This is a genomic window from Psychrobacter sp. 78a-MNA-CIBAN-0178 (assembly GCF_040309625.1).
GTDB lineage: Bacteria > Pseudomonadota > Gammaproteobacteria > Pseudomonadales > Moraxellaceae > Psychrobacter > Psychrobacter okhotskensis.
Map to the genome: position 1 here is coordinate 66,067 of NZ_JBEOOZ010000002.1, position 22,453 is coordinate 88,519.

At 44.0% G+C, this 22,453-nt stretch carries 16 protein-coding genes; 12 read left to right on the plus strand and 4 right to left on the minus strand.

What is annotated here, in order from left to right:
- Window positions 1-54: 54 nt before the first annotated feature.
- From AAEY80_RS02055 to AAEY80_RS02065, 3 genes are all read right to left on the minus strand, one after another.
- Entirely contained in the window at window positions 55-900 is an 846-nt protein-coding gene (locus AAEY80_RS02055; protein ID WP_025650885.1) for an IclR family transcriptional regulator, read from the minus strand.
- Window positions 901-1,270: 370 nt separating this feature from the next.
- Window positions 1,271-2,536 (minus strand): MFS transporter, encoded by a 1,266-nt coding sequence (locus AAEY80_RS02060; protein ID WP_101212060.1) that lies wholly within the window; start codon window positions 2,534-2,536, stop codon window positions 1,271-1,273.
- Between the two features lie 147 nt (window positions 2,537-2,683).
- Entirely contained in the window at window positions 2,684-3,838 is a 1,155-nt protein-coding gene (locus AAEY80_RS02065) for an acyl-CoA dehydrogenase family protein (protein ID WP_173239897.1), read from the minus strand.
- A 315-nt stretch (window positions 3,839-4,153) separates the two neighbouring features.
- Between AAEY80_RS02065 and AAEY80_RS02070 the strand changes: the two genes are divergently transcribed.
- The 6 genes from AAEY80_RS02070 to AAEY80_RS02095 all read left to right on the plus strand — a co-directional run bounded on the left by AAEY80_RS02070 (window position 4,154) and on the right by AAEY80_RS02095 (window position 11,499).
- Window positions 4,154-4,930, plus strand: a complete 777-nt coding sequence (locus AAEY80_RS02070) for an enoyl-CoA hydratase (protein WP_201566057.1) — start codon at window positions 4,154-4,156, stop codon at window positions 4,928-4,930.
- A gap of 137 nt (window positions 4,931-5,067) precedes the next feature.
- Window positions 5,068-6,651: a 3-hydroxyacyl-CoA dehydrogenase gene (locus AAEY80_RS02075; protein ID WP_201575767.1), complete on the plus strand. Its 1,584-nt coding sequence runs from the start codon at window positions 5,068-5,070 to the stop codon at window positions 6,649-6,651.
- Between the two features lie 61 nt (window positions 6,652-6,712).
- Entirely contained in the window at window positions 6,713-7,915 is a 1,203-nt protein-coding gene (locus AAEY80_RS02080) for a 3-oxoadipyl-CoA thiolase (protein WP_201575735.1), read from the plus strand.
- Window positions 7,916-8,034: 119 nt separating this feature from the next.
- On the plus strand, window positions 8,035-9,744 hold the full coding sequence (locus tag AAEY80_RS02085) for a fatty acid--CoA ligase (protein WP_201575737.1): 1,710 nt from the start codon (window positions 8,035-8,037) through the stop codon (window positions 9,742-9,744).
- A gap of 129 nt (window positions 9,745-9,873) precedes the next feature.
- Window positions 9,874-10,344, plus strand: coding sequence for an acyl-CoA thioesterase (locus tag AAEY80_RS02090; protein WP_201575739.1), 471 nt, complete (start codon window positions 9,874-9,876; stop codon window positions 10,342-10,344).
- Between the two features lie 123 nt (window positions 10,345-10,467).
- Entirely contained in the window at window positions 10,468-11,499 is a 1,032-nt protein-coding gene (locus AAEY80_RS02095; RefSeq protein WP_201575741.1) for a porin, read from the plus strand.
- A gap of 349 nt (window positions 11,500-11,848) precedes the next feature.
- Here the strand turns inward: AAEY80_RS02095 and AAEY80_RS02100 are convergent, their stop codons facing one another.
- Window positions 11,849-13,069, minus strand: a complete 1,221-nt coding sequence (locus tag AAEY80_RS02100; protein ID WP_201575742.1) for a siderophore-interacting protein — start codon at window positions 13,067-13,069, stop codon at window positions 11,849-11,851.
- A gap of 165 nt (window positions 13,070-13,234) precedes the next feature.
- Here AAEY80_RS02100 and AAEY80_RS02105 point away from each other — a divergent pair, with 165 nt between their 5' ends.
- From AAEY80_RS02105 to AAEY80_RS02130, 6 genes are all read left to right on the plus strand, one after another.
- Complete coding sequence (locus tag AAEY80_RS02105) at window positions 13,235-13,999, plus strand: ABC transporter ATP-binding protein (protein ID WP_201567902.1); 765 nt, start codon at window positions 13,235-13,237, stop codon at window positions 13,997-13,999.
- Window positions 14,000-14,066: 67 nt separating this feature from the next.
- Entirely contained in the window at window positions 14,067-15,095 is a 1,029-nt protein-coding gene (locus AAEY80_RS02110) for a TroA family protein (RefSeq protein WP_201575743.1), read from the plus strand.
- Complete coding sequence (gene fhuB / locus AAEY80_RS02115; RefSeq protein WP_227687548.1) at window positions 15,095-17,245, plus strand: Fe(3+)-hydroxamate ABC transporter permease FhuB; 2,151 nt, start codon at window positions 15,095-15,097, stop codon at window positions 17,243-17,245. Before AAEY80_RS02110 ends, fhuB begins: the two co-directional genes overlap by 1 nt.
- Before the next feature lie 370 nt (window positions 17,246-17,615).
- Window positions 17,616-18,965 (plus strand): diaminobutyrate--2-oxoglutarate transaminase family protein, encoded by a 1,350-nt coding sequence (locus AAEY80_RS02120; protein WP_201575744.1) that lies wholly within the window; start codon window positions 17,616-17,618, stop codon window positions 18,963-18,965.
- Window positions 18,966-19,082: 117 nt separating this feature from the next.
- Window positions 19,083-20,615, plus strand: a complete 1,533-nt coding sequence (locus AAEY80_RS02125) for a pyridoxal phosphate-dependent decarboxylase family protein (protein ID WP_201575745.1) — start codon at window positions 19,083-19,085, stop codon at window positions 20,613-20,615.
- Window positions 20,602-22,395, plus strand: a complete 1,794-nt coding sequence (locus tag AAEY80_RS02130) for an IucA/IucC family protein (protein ID WP_201575746.1) — start codon at window positions 20,602-20,604, stop codon at window positions 22,393-22,395. The genes AAEY80_RS02125 and AAEY80_RS02130 overlap by 14 nt, the downstream gene beginning before the upstream one ends.
- Window positions 22,396-22,453 lie beyond the last annotated feature (58 nt).

The window sequence follows — 22,453 nt, forward strand, 5'->3', positions numbered from 1 at the left end:
TTAGGATCATCGATGATTAGGCGAGCTTAGCATGTGAAGTATGGCTTACATGCTTTAGCTAATATACATATTACTCTCAATATTATTCTTCATATGCAGTAGACGCGGGGCAATGTCTTCTTCTAGTTTAGTACGACTAAGAACAAAACTAGGTGCGCCGCAATTAAAAGTCAGTAAGCCCTCAGTTGGATGCATGATGGCAGTGGCGACAGCATTGACGTCTTTTTGCCATTCACTAATCGAAAAGCAATAACCATAGTCGTCATAATCTCTAAAGGCTTTATCCAGTCCGCGTCTAATTTTCAGCCAATCATCTTTATACTTACTACGGATGGCATCAAGGATAAATTCTTGCTCAGCAGCGGGCATACTGGCTAAACACGCACGTCCCATTGAGCTTAAATGAATGGGTAGGTATGAGCCGACATTACGTCTCATGGTAGTCGTCCCAGACCCTTGTACGACATTGAGATATACCATCCTCAGGCGATCACGGGTTGCCATAGCGACCGCACTATTGGCATAATCTGCCAGTTCTTCCATATAGGGGGTGACTAAATTGTTGATAGAGATATTCGCCATCATCGTATAGCCAAACCCTAAGACACCGGCAGAAAGCTGATATTTACTACTGTTGGTCGATTGCTTTAGATATCCTAACTTCACAAGAGTATAAGTCAGACGCGTAATTGTCCCTTTAGGCAGCCCAGTTAATTGGCTTAAGTCTTGATTACCCAGATAAGGGCGCTGCGGGGTAAAACAACGCAGCAGCTCTAGCCCGCGTGCCAAAGCGGTAATGAACTGCCTATCGTTTTTATCTCTCATGTCACTAATCGGCTCTAACAGCTCAATATGTGTTGATTTATTAGAGTCTTCATCAGCAAGGATATTAGTTGTCATATACGATTTGTTGCTCTTAGTTAAATTGATTTAAATAGCATAGAATCCACTACTTTTAGGGCGTGTCTTCAATTCACTCGATAGTCATCTAAATGGGCTAAAAATGGCTAAATTTTGCCAAACATCGTCAAATAGCTGGTTAATATCCCGATATTATCTGCACTATTTTTCTTGTTTGACGGCAATTTATCTCATTTTTATCACCATTTTTGAAATGAAGACACGCCCTAGTACTTTGCAAGCCAATAGTTGTACGCTAATAGTAGTATACCGCTTCTGATAACACTCTATTAATGTACATTGAAATTATTAACATAGCTATTATAAATATAAAGTATTTCGCTATGCGGTATATATGGACTTAAAAGTATCACGCCTTTTGTGGATCATATTGCTGTTCTTTGATGAACAACGTTGGAATAAGACCACATAAGAAATACGCGCCTGCCATAAGTAACAGACCTGCGCCGATAGAGTTTTGCATAGCCATATAACCAATGGCAACTGGTGCAATAACTGAGCCCAGTCGTCCGATATTGAACGCACCGCCAATGGCCGTACCTCGAATAGCGGTAGGAAAGCTTTCCGTCAAGTAAGTGGCATTGATCGCATAAGGGATGCCGTATAAGAAACCAAAGGTTATCATTAACCAACCGATGTTCTCTGGAGTATGCATATAGACTAACACTGGAATAAATAGCGCTGTGCCCATAGTGCCGAAGGCAAATACTATTTTGCGACCAATTCTATCAGCCACTAAACCTGCCACGACTTTAGCAAACATCATCGTCAAGTAAGTACCCGCCATATATAGTGCCATCTCCTTAAACTTGATACCCAGTTCAGTTTCTAGATAAGACGGTAGCCAGTTACTTACACCGAAATAACCAAATAGTAATAGCCCTGAACTCATGGACCATAAAATGAACATGATGCGATGTTTTGGATTTTCAAAGATGGCTTTATAAGGGTTTTCAGGTTTTGTGAGTGAGTTTTTCGTACCACTAAGTTTGAGAGCACGAGCCTCTTTCCAAGAATTTGGTTCAGGGATAAGGAAATACATCGATATCGAGAGAATGATAGGTAAGAATGTTAAGAGATATAAGGTACGCCAACCATAGGTAGGAATAATCCAAGCCGAAATGCTTGTGATCACTAAAGACCCTAACGTAAAACCTGTCATCAGTGCTGCAAGTACCGTCGTTCGATGTTTGGTAGGTACCATTTCAGACATCAGGGTGTTAGTGGCAATATATAAACTGCCAAGACCCAAGCAAGCGGTGAATCGCAATGCTACAAACTGCTCGTAGCTCTGTACAAAGCCACTAAAACCAGATAACACAGAGAACATCGCTGTCGCAATCACGATAACACGTACCCGGCCAAAACGATCACAGGCCCAGCCACCGAAAAATCCACCGATGGCCATGCCAAATAACGACCAACTGCCCAAAGCACCCGCTTGTATATTGGTCAATCCAAACTCTAGCTTGAGACTTGACAGGGTAAAGGCGAGAATCCCAATATCAGCCCCATCACATAACAGCACTAGAAAACAAAAAAAGAAGGCCAATTTCCAAGGTTGCTTTTGGATAGAGCTTGAGCTTGGAGTTGACGTTATAGCAGCACTTTTCACAATGTATATCCTTATTGTTGTGAGAAAGAAATTTTATGGTAACAGCGACATAAACCAGATATCTGCGTCCTAGCAAATACCTCGATATGCTTTGATAATGTAAATACCTTTTAATAATCAAATAAATAGCATTCAAATAAATGACAACTACTCGCTAACTTCTTTAATCATATTGCGGGCAATAATGATCTGCTGGATTTGGGTCGTGCCTTCATACAAACGATATAAGCGCACATCACGATAAAAACGTTCAATGCCATAATCGGCAATATAACCAGCACCGCCATGAATTTGCACGGCTCTATCAGCAACACGGCCACACATTTCGGTGGCAAACATCTTGGCACATGACGACTCGGTAACGACATCTTTGCCATCATCGCGCAAGCGTGAAGCATCTAATACCATCGATTTGGCCGCATAAATCTCTGCTTTTGAGTCAGCAAGCATCGCTTGAATCAGCTGAAAATTGGCAATGGGTTGACCAAACTGTTTACGCTCGACGGCATAGCGTAGCGCGTCATCTAACATGCGAGTGGCTGCGCCTGTACTCGCTGCAGCGATATGTAAGCGGCCTTTATCCAGAACCTTCATGGCGGTTTTAAAACCTACGCCTTCTACACCGCCGATCAACGCATCAACAGGTACGACGCAGTTATCAAAAATGACATCACAAGTATGTGCGCCTTTTTGCCCCATTTTTTTGTCGATTTTACCAAGTGTAATACCAGGGGTGTCGCTCTCAACGATGAATGCTGAAATACCGCCCGATCTTTTGTTTTCGGGGTCAGTGCGTGCCATCACAGTAAATATACCGGCTTGAGGGGCATTGGTGATATAACGCTTGGTGCCGTTGAGTACGTAAGTATCGCCGTCTTTAATTGCAGTGGTTCGCAGCGATGCGGCATCGGAGCCTGACTCAGGTTCGGTCAAGCAAAAAGAGCCAATAATTTCACCACTGGCGAGCCTTGGTAGATATTTTTGTTTTTGTGCTTCAGTACCATCGATGACAAGGCCAGAAGAACCAATACCATTATTAGTGCCTATTAATGAGCGAAAAGCCGGTGAGGTGCGCCCTAACTCAAATGCCAGTGTGACCTCTTCTTCCATTGTAACGCCAAGCCCGCCGTACTCTTCGGGAATGGTCAGTCCAAATAGACCCAACTCACGCATTTGACTAATAATCTCTTCTGGTAGGCGGTCATTTTCTGCCACCCAATCTTCTTTCGGTATGAGTTGGTTATTCACAAATTGACGAATGGTTTGGACAATATGGTCGAGTACTTCCTTATCTCTAATCATGTAGTTCTTCCTTGTTGAAATGATATCTAATATTGCTAATAGGGACTTTATGGTTAATTCGAACAAACAGCATAATCGATAGTTTATTAAATTACAATACTTTTGGTTTAAAAAACCGCAATGCGGTATTTATAAATGAAGTAAGGTATTAATGAACTGATTATTTATCAATTTAACTGGATTTTACTCTTCACAAAAGAAAATAAACAGTATATATTGGTACTGAATATCGCTATGCGATATTAATAATCATAATTGTTAGGGTGTTTTAAGGGTGGGCAGTTTACCTAAGGACATTACTTAAAGGACAGCATCATGGAAGAGCAAATCATTATTTGTGAAACGTTAGATAGTGGCGTTAGTGTGATAAGACTGAATCGTCCCAAGGTTCGCAATGCTTTAAACACTGAACTACGCGAAAAAATGGCAGAGATTTTCATCAAATTAAACGATGACCCAAAGACCAAAGCTATCGTGCTGACGGGTGGTGATAAGGTGTTTGCGGCTGGTGCTGACATCAATGATTTCTTAACCGCCAAAACGGTTGATGTGTATCTCCGTCATAGCGAGCGTTATTGGGATGCTATCACCAATTGTCGTAAGCCGATTATCGCGGCGGTAAATGGCTATGCCCTTGGCGGTGGCTGTGAGCTTGCTATGCATGCCGACATCATCGTCGCTGGCAAGTCTGCTAAGTTTGGACAACCAGAAATCAAAATCGGACTGATGCCCGGTGCAGGAGGTACGCAGCGTTTGTTTCGCGTGATTGGCAAACATAAAGCCATGAAGCTGATACTAACAGGCGACATGATAAGCGCTGATGCAGCGGATCAAATGGGGCTGGTCTCTGAAGTGGTCGAAGATGAGGCGACTATTAATCGTGCTATTGAAATCGCTGAACAACTCGCAGGGTATTCACCGATTGCTCTAACCCAAATTAAAGAAGTCGCCAATCTCGGGGTAGATATGCCGCTACAAGCTGCCTTAGCTTTGGAGCGTAAAGCCTTTCAGATTTTATTTGATACCGAAGATCAAAAGGAAGGCGCGAAAGCCTTTTTAGAAAAGCGTGACGCGAATTATAAAGGTCAGTAGCTTGTCAAAGCATAGACTTTCCGAGACATAGATTTCTCAAAGCGTAAATTTCTCAAAGCATAGAAAGAAACAGCACATATACTTTGAAAACGAGACTATTCAATAAGAGCATATAAATTAACAAGACCATATAAAGGATTATTATGACTGTTAAATCATTGGCCATTATTGGCACCGGTATTATGGGTATGGGTATTGCCCAAATCGCCGCCCAAGCAGACATTCAAGTGCTGTTATTTGATGCCAAAGCAGGCGCTGCTGAGCAGGGACGTCAATCGCTTCAAGCTATGTTAGAGAAGCTAGCGGCTAAAGGCAAATTCACCGATGAGCAGCTACAGTCTACTTTATCGAATCTAACCGTGATCGAAGATATAGCCAAAATTGCCGATGTTGATGTCGTTATTGAAGCAATCATTGAAAATTTAGACATAAAAAAACAGCTGTTTAAGCAGCTAGAAGGCATTGTCCCTGCCGAGACGATTTTGGCAACCAATACCTCATCGCTAGCGGTGACGGCGATAGCCTCCGATTGTGAGCATCCAGAGCGCGTGGCAGGATTTCACTTCTTTAATCCAGTACCCTTAATGAAAATCGTTGAAGTGATTCCGGGACTCTCTACCAAATCTTCAGTAGTAGAAACGCTTACAACTCTAGCCAAACGCATGGGACATTTAGGGGTCGTTGCAAAAGATACTCCAGGGTTTATTGTCAATCATGGCGGTAGAGCTTATGGCACAGAAGCGTTGAAAATATTAGGCGAGGGCGTTGCTAGTTTTGAGGATATAGATCGTATTTTACGTGATGGCGCTGGCTTTCGAATGGGGCCGTTTGAGCTACTGGATCTCACTGGTATCGATGTCTCGCATCCAGTGATGGAGTCGATTTATAACCAATATTACTTTGAGCCTCGCTATCGTCCGCATCCTTTGACCCGTCAAATGCTAACGGGTAACAAGCTTGGTCGTAAAGTTGGTGAAGGCTTCTACCAGTACAAAGACGGTCAAAAAGTGACATCAAATACAAATCAACAATTACCTTATAAGACAGATTCCGATACCTCCAACCTCTCAGTTTGGATTGGCGCAGATTTAGCAGAAGATAAACAACAGCTGATTGATCATCTAAACGCTAATGACATCACTATCGACGATAATGATCAGCCAAATCCTGACAGTTTAATATTACTGGCAATTTATGGCGAAGATACCACCAATGCGGCTATTCGCTATCAAGTTAATCCAAAGCAAGCGGTCGCCATTGATATGCTGACTGACTTATCCCAGCATCGTACTCTCATGCCAAGTATCGTTACAGAGGATAATTTTGTGGCGCAAGCTTATGCTCTATTTTCTAGAAATAATAAGTTTGGTAAAAGCTCGGATGAGGGCTCAAATATGGCTGTCGATGCCACGCTGATTACTGAAAGCACTGGTTTTGTGGCGCAGCGAGTCGTTACTATGGTCATTAATTTAGGTTGCGATATTGCGATGCAAGGTATTGCCACACCAAAAGATATCGACAATGCCGTTAAGCTTGGATTGGGTTATCCGTATGGCCCTATCTCATGGGGGGACGAGCTTGGTGCCGAGCGTATTTTACTTATCTTAGAACGTATTTATGGGTTAACGGGTGATCCGCGTTACCGTCCAAGCCCATGGTTACAGCGCCGTGCCAAGTTAGGCGTCTCATTGTTTACTCAACAGAGCAATTGTCAACGTTAAGAGCTAGACCAATTTAATAAACCCTATAATTCAAATTCTCAAAACACAACAAGGAACAGTTATGTTAGATGCCTATATTTATGACGGATTAAGAAGCCCTTTTGGTCGCCATGGTGGAGCATTAGCAACCGTGCGTCCTGATGACTTAATCGCCACAGTGATGAAGACTCTGATCGAAAAGCATCAACTGCCTAACGATATTTTTGATGAAGTGCTGATCGGTAACACCAATCAGGCCGGTGAGGACTCACGCAACATCGCTCGTAATGCTGCATTGCTAGCAGGACTAGATGTCAAAACCCCCGGTCAAACCGTCAACCGTTTATGTGCTTCAGGGTTATCTACTGTCATTGATGCCGCTCGCGCAATTACTTGTAATGAGGGGGATATATTTTTAGCAGGTGGCGTTGAGTCAATGACCCGCGCACCCTTTGTGTTTGCTAAGACAGAGCAGCCTTTTAGTCGTGAATTTAAAGTATTCGATACAACTATTGGCAGCCGCTTTCCCAATCCACTTTTGACTAAAGAGTTTGGCAGCGACAGCATGCCGCAAACGGGTGATAATGTCGCCCGCAAATATGGTATCACTCGCGAGCAAGCAGACAAATTCGCAGCAGCCTCACAAGCTAAATACCAAGCGGCAAAGCAAGCTGGGTTCTTTGATGATGAAATAACACCAATCATGGTGTCGCAAGGTAGAAAATTACCAGAAAAGGCGATAACAGAAGATGAGCATCCTCGCGCCACATCTACTGTGGAAGCGCTACAAAAACTTAAACCTTTAAACAATGAAGGTGTCGTCACAGCAGGTAATGCGTCAGGTATTAATGATGGCGCAGCGGCTTTAATTATTGGCTCAAAGCAGGCAGAAGAAAAATTAGGCTTTAAGCCTATTGCCAAGATTCTGTCATCTGGTGCTATGGGTGTTGAGCCTAATATTATGGGCGTAGGACCTGTTGAGGCCATCAAATTGGCACTAAAACGTGCTGACTTGACCCTTGATGACATGTCCATCATTGAGATTAATGAAGCCTTTGCCTCGCAAGTACTCGGCTGTCTAAAAGGTTTAGATATTGATTTTGATGACAAGCGTGTCAACCCCAATGGTGGGGCGATCGCTGTCGGACATCCGCTGGGTGCATCAGGGGCAAGACTTGCATTGAGCACAGCGCGCGAGCTACAGCGTACGGGCGAAAAATACGCAGTGGTCAGCTTGTGCATTGGCATTGGGCAAGGGCTTGCCATGGTAATAGAACGAGTTTAATTCTTTCGTTAATCCACTGTAAAAGAGTGACAACGTTAACCTCGCTTGCCTTGCCCTTCTTTTAAATTGAATCAACTATATGCCCTCGCCATACTATTTTATTATCAAGGACGACAATAATGACTTCTATACTTAACCAACATGAGGACTACCAACAAGCTGAAGAAGCGTATGGTTTTCCTTTAATTATCAAACAGTTGCTTAACCGTGCAAAAATTGCCTCTACGGATCAAACCATTAGTTATGCCGATAAGGTTACTTATACCTATGCTGAATTTTTTAAGCGCGTTAATCGCTTGGCAAACGTCCTGAAAAACATGGGTTTGCAAGCAGGCGATGTGGTTGCTGTTATGGATTGGGACAGTCATCGTTACCTTGAAGCGTATTTTGCCGTGCCGATGTCTGGCATGATTTTACAAACGGTCAATGTACGCTTGGCCGAAGATAAAGTGCTGTATACCATTAATCATGCTAAGCCCAAAGCTTTGTTGCTAAATGCTGAATTTGAGCCAATGGCGAAAAATTACCGTCATGAAGCCCCTTCTATCGAGAAAATTGTTTGGCTCGATGACACGCAGTATATCGAAGACCAATATGATAAAGATAAAATAAAAACTGAGCAAGTTAGAATGCCAGATTATGTTGAGGGTGAGTATGAAGCCATGCTAGCAGCTGCTAGTGATGCGTTTGATTTTCCAGATTTCGATGAAAATACCATCGCTACCACATTTTATACCAGTGGCACGACGGGCGATCCAAAGGGCGTCTTTTTTACCCATCGCCAGATCGTATTGCAGACGCTGGCAAGTACATTAGCATCTGCGCTAAATGCCGAAGGTCAAGGCGCGCGCTACAATGATGTGTACATGCCAATGACGCCATTATTCCATGTGCATGCTTGGTGCTGGCCGTATGGGGCAACCATGATAGGGCTTAAGCAAGTGTATCCGGGGCGCTATCTAGCCCCCACGTTGGTGGATTTAATTGAGCAGCACAAAGTCACGCTTTCACATGGTGTTCCTGCGATTTTACAGATGCTATTAAAAGAGATGGCAGCACGAGGACGTAAGTTTGATGGGCTGAAGTTGTTACTCGGTGGCTCAAAGTTGAATGAAGGGTTGGCCAAAGCAGCCATTGAAAGCGGTATTGAGTTTATGTCTGGATTTGGCATGTCAGAATCCTGTCCTGTGCTATCTAGAGCAGTATTCGATGATAAAACGGGCTCGATGGAGATGAAGGATCAGCTCAATTATCGGTGTCTTTCTGGCTCACCCATTATGCTCGTTTCAATGGAAATTTGGGATGAAAATGGCAAGCCGGTACCAATGGATGGTGAATCGACAGGGGAGTTGGTCATTCGAGCGCCTTGGCTGACCCAGAGTTATTTTAAAAACCCAGATGCTGGCAATGAGTTATGGCGCGGTGGCTGGATGCATACCCAAGATATTGCCTGTATTTCCTCTGACGGTACTCTAAGCATTACGGATAGGCTTAAGGATGTGATTAAGTCTGGTGGTGAGTGGGTATCTTCGCTTGAGGTCGAAACGATTTTATCCTTCCATCCCAGCGTCGCTGATGTTGCTGTCATTGGCGTGCCACATGAAAGATGGGGCGAATGCCCTTTAGCGTTAGTGGTTTTAAAACCTGAATATATCGATACCAAAGCGGATGATATTTTAGCCTTAGGTCATCAAGCGGTAGAGAAAGGCCATTTACCAAAGTATGGCGTGCCAAGCGAAATCAAGTTCTTAGCAGAAATGCCAAGAACCAGTGTGGGTAAGCTCGATAAGAAAAGAATGCGGATAATGTGCGCAGAAAAACTCATTTAATCCAAAAATTCTATCGATGACTGCAAAAGATAATTGCAAATTTTTTTTTGAATGTTCAACAGACCCTAATAATTTTAACGTATGTGTCAATAACATGTACGTTCACTGGCATGACGAGACGAAAAAACTATGAAAGCTTTAGCTATATTACCGGAAATCCAAGAGGTGCTGGACAAAGACAAAAACCATCCCATGCATGGCTTCGCGGTTATCTACTCTCAACAAGTAGCGTGGGGCGATATGGATGCTTTTGGTCACGTCAATAATGTGGTCTATTACACTTATGCCCAAAACGCTCGAATTTACTACAACAGTCAATTAAATCTATTTAATGAAAACACTTTTTCCGTCATGGCAGCATCATCCTGTCAATACTTCAAACCCGTGACTCACCCCGATACCTTATGGATTGGGGTTCGAGTTAAGAAAATTGGTAATGCCAGCTTGATTCATGAATATACCTATTATAGTACGGTGTTAAATACCATCGTTGCTAAGAGTGAGTCCGTGCTGGTATATCTTGATAAAACCAGTGGAAAAAAGAAAAATATCGATGACACCAAAAAAGCCGCGATTACTGCTTTTGAACGTTCTAACTAAAATAGGCTGCATGGGTTTTACACAAAAAGGTGGCGCTGATAGTTATGGTATTAAAAGCACAGTAGTGGGATTTACTTAAAGGGACTTAAGGGATTTTAAAATGAAACAGGGAATGTATCAATCATGCTTTATATAAAAAAGCTGTCTTTTGGTTTGGCCGCTTTTGCGGTATGCGCACAGGCACAAGCAATAGATATTGTCACAAATGGAGATACCACATTAAGTATTGGCGGTTATGTTAAAGCGGAAGGCATATTTTATTCTCCAGATGAAGGAGAGTCTGAGTTCAAAGGAAGTGCACGCCAATCTCGGATTAATGTTAAAACCACTAAAATGCTAGAAGATAAAAAAATAACGGGTTTTATTGAAGGCGATTTTTATGGAAACGCCGCAAATGGTGGTTCAGAATTGCGGCTCCGCCATGCTTATGTTCAGGTCGATGATTTAACTGTTGGTAAGACGTGGAATGGTCAGTTCTTAGCTGTCTACCCACTTTTAACTGAACAGATGGATTTTCGGGGCACGGGTTTGGGCACCATCTCTGGTGGCGGTGCTTATATTCGCCCAGATTTAACTGTGCATTATGTTCATAAGGGGTTTCGTTTTACTGCTCAAGAACCTGTTGACGAGGAAGCTAATCTGCCTGATATGGTTGTCAGCTACAAGGATAATATATCTAATTTTGGCTATAACGTGGCTGTTACTGCTCGTGAGGCTAAAAATGGAGAAGGTTCGGATGTAGGTGTAGGTGTCTCACTGGCAGGCAAACTAAAGTTGGGCGACGATTCGCTACATGCAAGCGTATACAACGGCAAAGGTATGGGCGTCTATTCCACAGTATGTGTTGGAAAGGTCGCTAGTATGACCGGTGATTTAGATTGTGATGCAGAAGATGGCAAACTTGTCTCGCAAACGGGTTACACGGTAGGGTATAGGCACAAGTTCACAAAAAAACTGATGAGTAATGCGCGTTATGGCGAGATTAAAGTAGATGATGCCGCAGATACCTCTGTGAATGTAAAAAGTATTAACCTCATCTATGAATATTTGCCAGATCTAGATATCGGTATTGAATTTAGAGATCGAAGCGACAAAACCCTTTCGCAGGTAAAAAAAGGTCAAGAAGTTGAAGTAATGGCCAAATACGAATTTTAAGTTGAATATAGTGAGTCCTATATAAATCAGATATGGTATGAGGTTCGCGCTTGGTCTACTATTTGTCGTATTTTCACTCACCTTCTTTGTATTCAAATCATGTTAAATATACCCTCTAGTTAATTTTTTATTGATCACAGGCTCTAATCATTGCTTATTCTCCTGTTACAGGATTATAAGCAATGGCACCGTTTTTAGGAAAGCCTCAATTTGAGAAAGTTTCATATTTTTCGTACTTTCAATCGCCTTTCTAGCTTGCCAACTATATCTACAGTCTCGCTAGCCTCACTCAAAAGTCCTGTCATTCAAAATCTTTATTTCATTCAACCCACACTATATTTATGTCGACTCAGTCTTGACGCCAATACACTTTCACAACGACTTCTGCACGGCTGAGCTCGAACCTCTCTCTTAACATAGGTCGGAGCGCTTTCACCGTGCTAGCCTCTAGTGCGCCCCATACCTTATCAATTTGCAATGGATGTTGAGTCAAGTAATCGCTTAGCTTACTATCGATCACTGTGGCTAAACTCTGCTCTGAGTTTATTGAGCTGGTTACGATAGGTAGTACGGTAAAGTTTCGATCCGTACCGCCCTCAACGTCGTCGTTCATTTTGATGTCATCAAAATAGCTTTGATCGGCTACATCTTGCGTGACACATACAACCAGTGGCGGTTTAGGGTTGTCCCAAAGCTCTAGCAAACGTGCAGCTGTTGGCATTGAAGTCTCGTCAACGATCAGTAGCGCTTGACCATCAAGTAAATGCTCAACCTTTTCTGGAAACTCCCTTTTAGTGATAACCGTATCACCTGCCTGCAAGGCTGTCGCCCAATCCCCGCCCGGGGTATTGCCATGAACAAAGACATCGACCCATGCTTGCACACCATCAGAGCTTTGCCATGCCTTTCTTAGGGTGTAATAGCAATGCTGACGAGCGGGGTGCGAGCTGTCTTTTATACTGTTTATGCTATCACTAACAATGACGTTGTGTTCTAAATCAAACAAATACGCGTAACCGGCCTCATTAATGGGTATCGAGGTTGGGTTGGTGTTTGATGGGTCATTTTCACTCGATGCGGGAACGTTTAATGTTGGCACGTTCAGTGTAAGACGCAGCATATTTTTGCTGACTCTGTAGCTGTCCTGCACTATAAAGGTCTGCTTGGTTAATTTGATGCTTTTCTTACCCAGCTTTTTATCCGCTTTTTGTTTGAGCAAAATATATTGAGTTTGTAACTCATCAGGCTCTGTAATGGGGGTTGCAAAAGCAATAAAAAAAGTCTGATCATAAAGGGTTTTATCTTGAGAGTCTGTGGGCTGTTGCTCTTGATTTTTGGGCTGTACTTGTAACGCCACACCCTCAGAGTAGATAGCGGTTAACTGCACGTCTATGTTATTTAACTCATCTAAAGATAGCGGCGTAAACACCCTAATAAACCCAAGTAGCTCATCAAGATGCTCTTCATTAAGATGGGCAATAATGTTCGATATTTCAGGGTCATTCATTAAGGTATAGGGGCGTACTTGGTTATGTACGCTTTTGTTAGTAGTTAAAAGAGGTGCTGTCATAGTAATACTCACAAGCAACAGTGAATTAGGATATAGAGTCAGTGATTTTTTGGTAATGATAATTGTTTTTATTATTGTTTGCGAGTAAAATCGGTTTTTATTGTTATATCAATTTACAGACAACAATCTTACTGACCATTAATTTCATTAACAACGAGTGCCTATATGCTACGTGCAAACCAACTAACTATCAGTCGTCAAGGAAATACTTTACTAGACAACGTGAGCTGTGAGATTGCCAGCAATCAATTGGTCGCACTGGTAGGGCATAACGGCTCGGGCAAATCGACTTTGATTAAAGCTTTGGCAGGCGAGATGAGCAGCAGTAGCGGTAGCATCACTCTGGATGAGCGATCTATTAGAGATTACGGCAGTAAAGAGTTGGCGCGGCAAATGGCTTATCTGCCGCAGCAGTTGCCTGAAGCGGCTGGATTTACCATACGTGAGCTGGTCATGCTAGGTCGTTATCCGCATCAAAAATGGCTACAAAAGCCAACCCAAATCGATAAAAATAAAGTCACGCAGGCGATGAGAGTGACCCAAACAGATGCGTTCGCCGACCGTGTTACTGCCACACTTTCAGGAGGTGAGCGCGCCCGAGCTTGGCTGGCGATGTGTCTGGCGCAAGATACCAGATATTTGTTACTTGATGAGCCACTGGCTGCCCTTGATATTCACTATCAGATCGAGGTCATCCAGCTTATTCGTCGTTTAGTCGATGAGCAAGGTTTGAGTGTGGTCATCATTGTGCATGATATTAATTTAGCCGCTCAGTATGCAGATCGAATCATTGCGCTAAAGAACGGTCGTGTTTGTCATAACGGTGATGTGTCCAGCACTATGCAACCCAAAATATTGCACGATATATTCAATATCGATATGCAATTACTCAGTCATCCAGTTACTGGTCAGCCCGTCGCAGTGGCTTAGCACTCGGTACTTAACTTGCTATTCAATTTGCTCTTTCTTCTTAACTCGCCTACAAAGATATGCTTCTATGCGTCCTGTTTTTTATAAGTATAAATCGTCCAAACTATCCAAGCTATCAACTGTTGTGCCGCTAGCAACCCTAAAATGGCTAACGGTTTCAGTATGTTTAGCTTTAACGGCTTGTAATAATGCAACGACTGCACAAAGCGCTGACCAACTTGATGAGCCACATTCTAAGAATGCTCTAAAAGCAGACAACCATACTGGCAAAACCAATCATACTAACAAAACCATTAATATCGTATCCCCTGACTGGGGTAATGCGGCGACCTTGACCGCTATGGGTTATCCGCCGATTGCTACTGGCGATGTTAGGGTCTGGGACAGGTGGGTGGGTAAGCCTACACTGCCAAGCTCAATCATTGATTTGGGCATTCGCTATCAACCCAATGCGGAACTCATTGCCCAATTGCCTGTTGATATGGTCGTGGATAACTTTTTTTATGAGCATGCGCGCAGTCTCTATGGGGACGTGCCCGCTGAGTCTGTCATGTTCGCAGCCAAAGGCGATACCGCGACTTGGGCAGATTATACTGAGCCGACCCGCAAGTTGGGTGAGCTGATTGACAATCCTAAATTAGCTGAAGACTATATTGCAAAAAGTCAGAAAGACATCAATCTGGCCGGTGAGCGGTTTAAAAAGCGCTATCCTAAAGTGAAGAAATTCGCCGTTGTGCAGTTTGCCGATGCCAATAATATGCGCATGTATGTGGCCAATAGCTTGTTCAAACCTGCTTTTGACAAAATGGATAAGGAGCTTGTGGTTTTAGGTAAAGGAAACAGCTGGGGTTTTGTGCCCATACGAATGGGTGACTTGGCACAACTAGATGAGGATACCTGCCTGTTAATCATAGAACCGCTGAGTCCGATAACACGGGCTGAGATAGAGGATAGTTTGGTTTGGCAACGTTTAGGCTATGGCGATACACGCTGTGTGGGTGAGCTACCACCCGTATGGATTTATGGTGGTATGTCGTCATTGGTCAGCTTGGCGGATAATTTATCAACCGTAGTGTTAAAAGGTGGAGCGGCATAATGACAATCAATACGACCCATCACGGCAATGCTATGACTTCGCTCTCTTCATCACAGTCTTCTGATCTATCACAACAGCCTTCAAACTCGCAAAAAGCACAATCTAAGCTCTCATCAAATCCGTTACCAAACCCATCACCAAAGTCACCTCGACCGCAAAACACTTCCTCTACTGCCAGTTCAGGACGATTATGGGCGGCGCTTTTTAGCCTCACGATTTTATCACTATGGAGCGTCTGGGCATTAATAGATCAAGAGTGGACGCGGCCTGTTAGCGACTTATTGATACCCAGCGCGCAATTGGATATTACCAGTCTTGCGACGCAGCTGCATATAGTAGCGACCAGTATAGTGGCGCTATTGGCAGGGGGACTGCTGGGCGTTGTCAGTATTTTGCTGCAGCAATTGGTCAAAAACCCATTGGCCTCAGACACCACATTGGGCGTCGGTGTTGGTGCGCAATTAGCCATGCTTATCGTGACGCTATTTCTGCCAAGCTTGGCGATTTATGGTGGGCTTTATGTGGCCTTCGTCGGCGCACTCATCAGTATGGGGCTGGTATTTGCTTTATCCGCACCGAGTCGTTTTAATCCTTTGATTCTCATATTAGCGGGTCTGGTGGTGAATATTTTGCTCGCTGCCGTTGCTAATGTACTAGTGTTGTTTTTCGCTGAGCGTAGTAATGGTATGTTGTCATGGGCGGCTGGCTTTTTGGCACAAAATAGCTGGCATACCAGTACGATACTGGCGATCACGGCAGTCGTAATGGCGCTCGTCTGTCTGCCACTGCTAAAACCATTAACCCTAATGAGTTTGGATGATTTGCAAGCCAAGCGGTTGGGTGTGCCTATTAATGGTATACGTGCATTAGTAGTGCTCATTGTGGCTATCGTAACGGCTTTGGTCATCAGTGAAGTGGGTCTGATTGGTTTTATTGGTCTGGGTGCTGCCAGTTTGGTCAATGCGCTGGGTATCTCCTCCATTAGCAAACGCTTGGCAGCAGCTTTTGCCCTAGGTGCGCTGCTGTTATGGCTGACCAGTAATGTCGCGCTACTGTTAGAGCCGATACTCGATATGCAAATCCCAGCAGGAGCGCTGACAGGTATTCTTGGTGCGCCACTGATTATTTGGCTGATTTTACGCCAGCGCCGTGAGCGTATAGAAACCGTGACACCAATGCTTACCGGCAAGCATACGTCTATTGCATTTTGGCGCTGGGGCATCAGCGTGCTCGCACTTATCATGTTGGCTTGTCTTTTTGTCCAAGACGTTAACGGTTGGGGGCTTAGTACTGATTGGGTGATTACCCAGCAGTATCGATTGCCACGCAGTTTGAGCGCGGCGGCAACAGGTCTTATGTTGGCTATCGCTGGCGTACTATTGCAAACGCTCACCCGCAATCCGATGGCAAGCCCCGAGGTTTTAGGGGTCAGCTCGGGGGCGGCGCTTGGGGTCATCTTAGGATTTTTGCTGTTACCAAGCTTGGGGTTGTCCGCTGGGGCAGGGACGTTGCTGATTTCAGGACTGTCAGGTGCTATGGCTGTACTATTGCTGATCATTTGGCTAGCACGCAAGGTAAGCTCAGGCTATCTATTATTGGTGGGTATCGGTATTGCCGCGATGATGGATGGGGTAATGCATATGGTCAAGTTATCTGGTGACCCGCGCCTAGAAGCGATGCTCAGTTGGCTATCGGGGACGACTTATAGCGCCCAGCCGAGTACGGTCTGGTATCTTATTGCTATTGCTCTTATTTTATTTGCGCTCAGTTTGCTGATTATCAAACCGCTGCGCGTACTTGGTTTGGGTACAGGAATCGCTCGTAATTTGGGAGTGGCAGTGACACCAGTGACGCTCGCGCTATTGGTATTGGTAGCAGCGCTAAGTACGGCCAGTACACTCGCGGTCGGGCCATTAAGTTTTATTGGTCTAATGGTGCCGCACTTGGCGACATCACTCGGAGCTGTGAGGCTGGAGCGCCAATTACCTTTAGCGGCTTTGTTAGGCGCAGGGGTGATGGTCATAGCAGACTGGATTGGACGTTATGTCATTTTCCCCTATGAGCTGCCTGCGGGTACCATTGCTGCCATTATCGGTGGTGGATATTTCTTATGGCTGATTCGTAAAGTGCCAGTCGCAGTGAGCCGATAGTTTTCTGCTTTGATCGGGGCGTGTTTGATCTTTTGACCGTGGCAGTGACATCTTGTGAATGTTCAACACGCCCTAGATATTTCATAATGACAAACGCAGGTTAGGATAAATTCTTAACTCAGCTGCGTTTGTCAGCTATGCCTCATAAAGACATAGCTCAAAAATCGCTATGTGAGTTGATTGACTTTAACATTGCAGAAAATCATAAAAAATGAGTTGACAGCAAATTGCTGATAGTAAATACTACACCCCATTAAAGATAATGATTATCATTTACATTATTATTCAATGTTTCAATAAAAATGACTTTTCAGACGTAAGGTTTATGTTTGATTGTTTATTCAAGATTACTAACAACAAGGTTGATGCTATGGACACGCTGCTTTTAGACGAACCACTTGATAACGACTGCTATTTACATCGCCAAGCAAAGTTTGAATCCAAGGTTCGTAGTTATCCACGCAAGCTGCCCTTTGCGATTCAATCGGCAAAAGGGGCATGGATTACCGATGTTGAAGGCAATGATTACATAGATTGCCTGTCAGGTGCTGGCACATTAGCACTTGGACACAACCATCCTGTGGTCATAGAAAGCATCAAAGCGCTGTTAGACAGTAATCTACCAATGCATACATTGGATATCACCACACCGTTAAAAGACAAATTTAGCCAATTTATGTATGAGCTACTTGGCACCAATAGCGACGAGTATTGTTTGCAGTTTTGCGGGCCAACGGGTGCCGATGCGGTAGAAGCGGCTATCAAGTTGGCGAAGCAAGTCACTGGGCGTTCAGGGCTTGTTAGTTTTAGTGGCGGTTATCATGGCATGACGCATGGCGCGCTGGCTGTCACAGGGAATCTGGCACCGAAAGAAGGTATTGAAGGTCTGATGAGTTCGGTACAGTTTTTACCTTATCCCAATATGTATCGCTGTGCATTTGGTTTGCCTTTTGAGCAAAGCATTCATGCCCATATGAACTATTTCGAAAACTTCTTAAAAGATGTAGAGAGCGGCGTGGTCAAACCAGCAGCCGTTATTTTGGAAGTTATACAAGGTGAAGGCGGTGTCAATCCTGCCCCAATTGAGTGGTTAAAGCATGTGCGCCGAGTGACAAAAGAGCTTGGCATTATGCTGATTATCGACGAAGTACAAACAGGGTTTTGCCGTACAGGACGTTGGTTTGCCTATCAACACGCGGATATCGATCCCGATATGATCGTCATGTCAAAAGCGATTGGTGGCGGTTTGCCACTTGCGGTATTGGGTATCAAAAGACAATACGATGTATGGCAAGCGGGCAATCATTCTGGCACGTTTAGAGGCAATCAATTGGCAATGGCGACTGGCCTTGCCACCCTCAATTACTTGAACGACAACAATGTCGCTGACTATGTTTTAGAAATAGGCGCATGGTTTATGTCACAGTTAAAGACACTTCAACAGCGTTATCCGAGCATTGGTCAAGTCAGAGGGCGAGGCCTCATGATTGGTATAGAAATTATCAACCCTAGCTTGTCTAAGCAAAATGATGGTAGCTATCCAGCAGACAGCGATGTGGCTGCCAAAATTCAGCAAGCGTGTTTTAAACATGGTCTAGTGATTGAAAAGGGCGGACGCGGTGGCACAGTACTGCGATTATTACCACCGCTTAACGTGACCAAAGATGAGCTACAGCAAGTCTTGCAAAGGCTTGATATGGCGCTAGAAGAAAATCAATAGCGTTGCCAACGCCTTAGGATGATTCACATATCTATAAAAAAACTCTGATAACAACTCTAATAACAAGTCACTTATCTATGATTTATAACATCGTAGGATAGGACGGGTGAGGACATTTTGCATTTATTAAATCAACAAACCAGTGAGCAATATGTCACGCATATGCAAAAAACCAGCGCTGTTATCAAACAGTGGCTAGACGACAATAACGTATATTTGGGCGGCACACCGCAACAAGTGCAAGCGACCAATACTTTTAGCATCCGTGAGCAGGGCCGAGACATCGACACGATACTCGCTGATATTCAAAGCAAGTTTTTACCCAGTTGTGTCTCGACGGCCAATGCGAATTGTTTGGCACACTTGCATCCGCCAACCTTGGTCATCGGTCAGATTGCTGAGATGATTATCGCGGCTACCAATCAGAGTATGGACTCGTGGAATCAAAGCCCAGCAGCAACCTATATCGAAAAAGATTTAATCAAATGGCTGTGCAAATTATGTCAGTTTGGCAGTGGTTTTGATAACAGTTTCGATAACAGCTTTGATAGTCAGGCTGATAGCGACTCTGGTGGTGTTTTTACTAGTGGCGGTACGCAAAGTAATCTGATGGGTTTACTGCTGGCACGCAATAGGTTCTATGAGTCTAAAGGCGTTGATGTGCAAAAGGACGGCCTGATCGGTCAGCCTATTAGTAGTATTCTATGCTCAGACCAAGCGCACTTTTCTATCGAAAAAAATGCAGCACTATTGGGTATAGGTCAACAATCTGTTATTAAAATAGCGACCGATGCATCGGGTGCCATGCTGGTGTCTGACTTACAACATCAGATAAATCAGCTAGGCGCTGACAATGTGATGGCTATCATCGCAACCGCTGGCACGACTGACTTGGGTGCTATTGACCCTCTCATGGCTATTGGCAAAATTTGCCGTGATGCACAGATATGGCTACATGTCGATGCGGCATGGGGCGGGGCATTACTATTATCACAGCGCTATCAACACTTGATTGATGGTCTGAATCAAGCTGATTCTATCACCTTGGACTTTCACAAGCATTTTTTCTTACCGATTAGCTGCGGTGCTTTTCTCTTACGAGACAATCAAAATTTCGAGAGCATTCGCCATCATAGCGAGTATCTAAACTCTACTGATGATGAACAAGACAATATCCCAAACTTGGTGACGTACTCTTTACAGACTACACGCCGATTCGATGCCTTGAAGCTGTGGATGGCTCTGGACTTACTAGGTACGGATGGCTATGCAACCTTGATTGATAACTGTTTGGATACCGCTAAGCAGGCGGCACAGCTGATTGGTGCCAACGACAATTTTGTACTGGTACATGAGCCCATCATTAGCAGTGTTTTGTTTTATTTTACCCCTAAAGAGGCTGCACTATCTAACGACCAACTAGCACAGCTCAATCGTCACATTGCGCAAGCATTATTGGTCAATAATATTGCCAATGTGGCCACCACTCAGTTTGAACAGCGCCTTTGCCTTAAATTCACCATTTTAAATCCCAGTACTCACATCAATGATATTGCAGGCATCATTGAGCAGATGGCTATTGCTGGTTTTAACCAACTCAATTCTGACAAATCGAAAGTTGATGGGAAGAAACAACATGATGCAGCATAAAACGCTTGATCGTCTCACGCTACAAAATCTAATCAACGCTTACTGTTTTGAGACTGGGCGCGGTGACATTATTGCCGTAGAGCAGCAGGATGATATACAGAAGCAGGCCTCACAGAATAAGCCTCTATTAGTGCTAACGTTAGCGCCTTTAAACACAGTAATGGTCGTACCTGTCGATAGAGTAAGCCAATTGGGTCAGCACCGTTTTGCAGGTACGCCGCTTATATTAAACAAGCAAACGGATAGCTCATTGCAAAACAAACAATGGATAAAGTCTTCTGCTATGAGCTTAGCATCTTTGATTATTGAAGACATTGTCCATCGTTATAAAGACAAAGCGATGCTAGATGCCAATGGGGTATTAAAGCGTTGGATTGAGAGTTATGAAGGGCTACAGATTATCTTAGAGCATCGCAATGATGAGATTGATGACATTATTGACTATCAGCAAGACTTTATTCAGACCGAACAAAACCTTATTTACGGTCATGCCATGCATCCCACACCCAAAGGCCGTGCAGGGTTTTATGCTGACGAGTGGGCAAAGTATGCGCCCGAGACCAGCAGCAAAACCCAGCTGCATTATTGGCTGGTGCACCCCAGCTGCATTGCAGAAGAATTCGTAGATGGCGAGAGCATTACCACAGCGCTCAAACTAAAGCTAACAGCTGGCATGAGTCATTATCAACAGCAACTGGTCGATGAGCATCCTGACTATAAGCTGTTGCCACTGCACCCTTGGCAAGCAAGGTTTTTGCAGCAGCAGCCGTGGTATCAAAAGCTGCTAGAAAAAGGCCAATTGTTTGACTTGGGTGAGCTCGGTTGGTATTTGCACCCAACAACATCAGTACGCACGCTAGCGGCCTTTGATGCGCCTTGGATGTTTAAACTGTCGTTGTCTGTAGCAATTACCAATTCGGTGCGGATTAACCTGCCTAAAGAATGCAAACGCGGGATGCATGCCTGCCGAATCTGGCGTAGCGACTATGGTACCCAGCTCAAAACCGAGTACCCTACGATTGCGGTATTGAATGATCCTGCTTGGATTGCCTTACGTGTCGACGGTAAAATTATTGATGAGACTATTTGTATCTTACGTGACAACCCTTTTACAGAGGATACGCAAGTCACCAATCTTGCTAGCTTAAGCCAAGACCATCCGACTCGTCTCACCAACCGGTTAGAAACGTTGTTTAAGTCTATTCATAAAGGCACCGACGAGCCGTTGGATAAAATTGCTGTCCAGTGGTTTGATACTTATTTGCAAGTCGGTTTTATACCGCTCATTCATATGTATTATCAGCATGGTATTGGGTTTGAGGTACATCAGCAAAACAGTCTGATCGAGCTAACAGACGGCTATCCTACTAAGTTTTGGGCCAGAGACAATCAAGGGTTTGGTTATATCGCAGAGTACGCTACGCGGCTCATTGATGCTTATCCAGAGCTTATTAGCGAAGGAGAGTGCGTCATTCCAGAGGACTTTGCTGACTCAAGATTTGCCTATTATTTAGTTGGTAATAGCATATTTGGCCTTATTACCGCCATTGCTCGTACTCAGCTTGTGAGTGAGGATGCATTAATTGCGATGTTTAGAAATTGTCTAATGGCGTTAGAGCAACAATACCCGCATCGTTCGTTATTTGACTTGTTGTTGCGTAGCCCTACATTGCCGTTTAAGGGCAATCTACTCACCAGACTCTATGCGCTGGATGAGTTAACCGCACCTGTTGAGACCCAGTCTATTTATGTCGATATTCCAAACCCTATGATGACGTAGCCTTTTATATCACGAAACGAAAGCACAAATAAGCGTACGACAGAAACTAGCAGTAGAA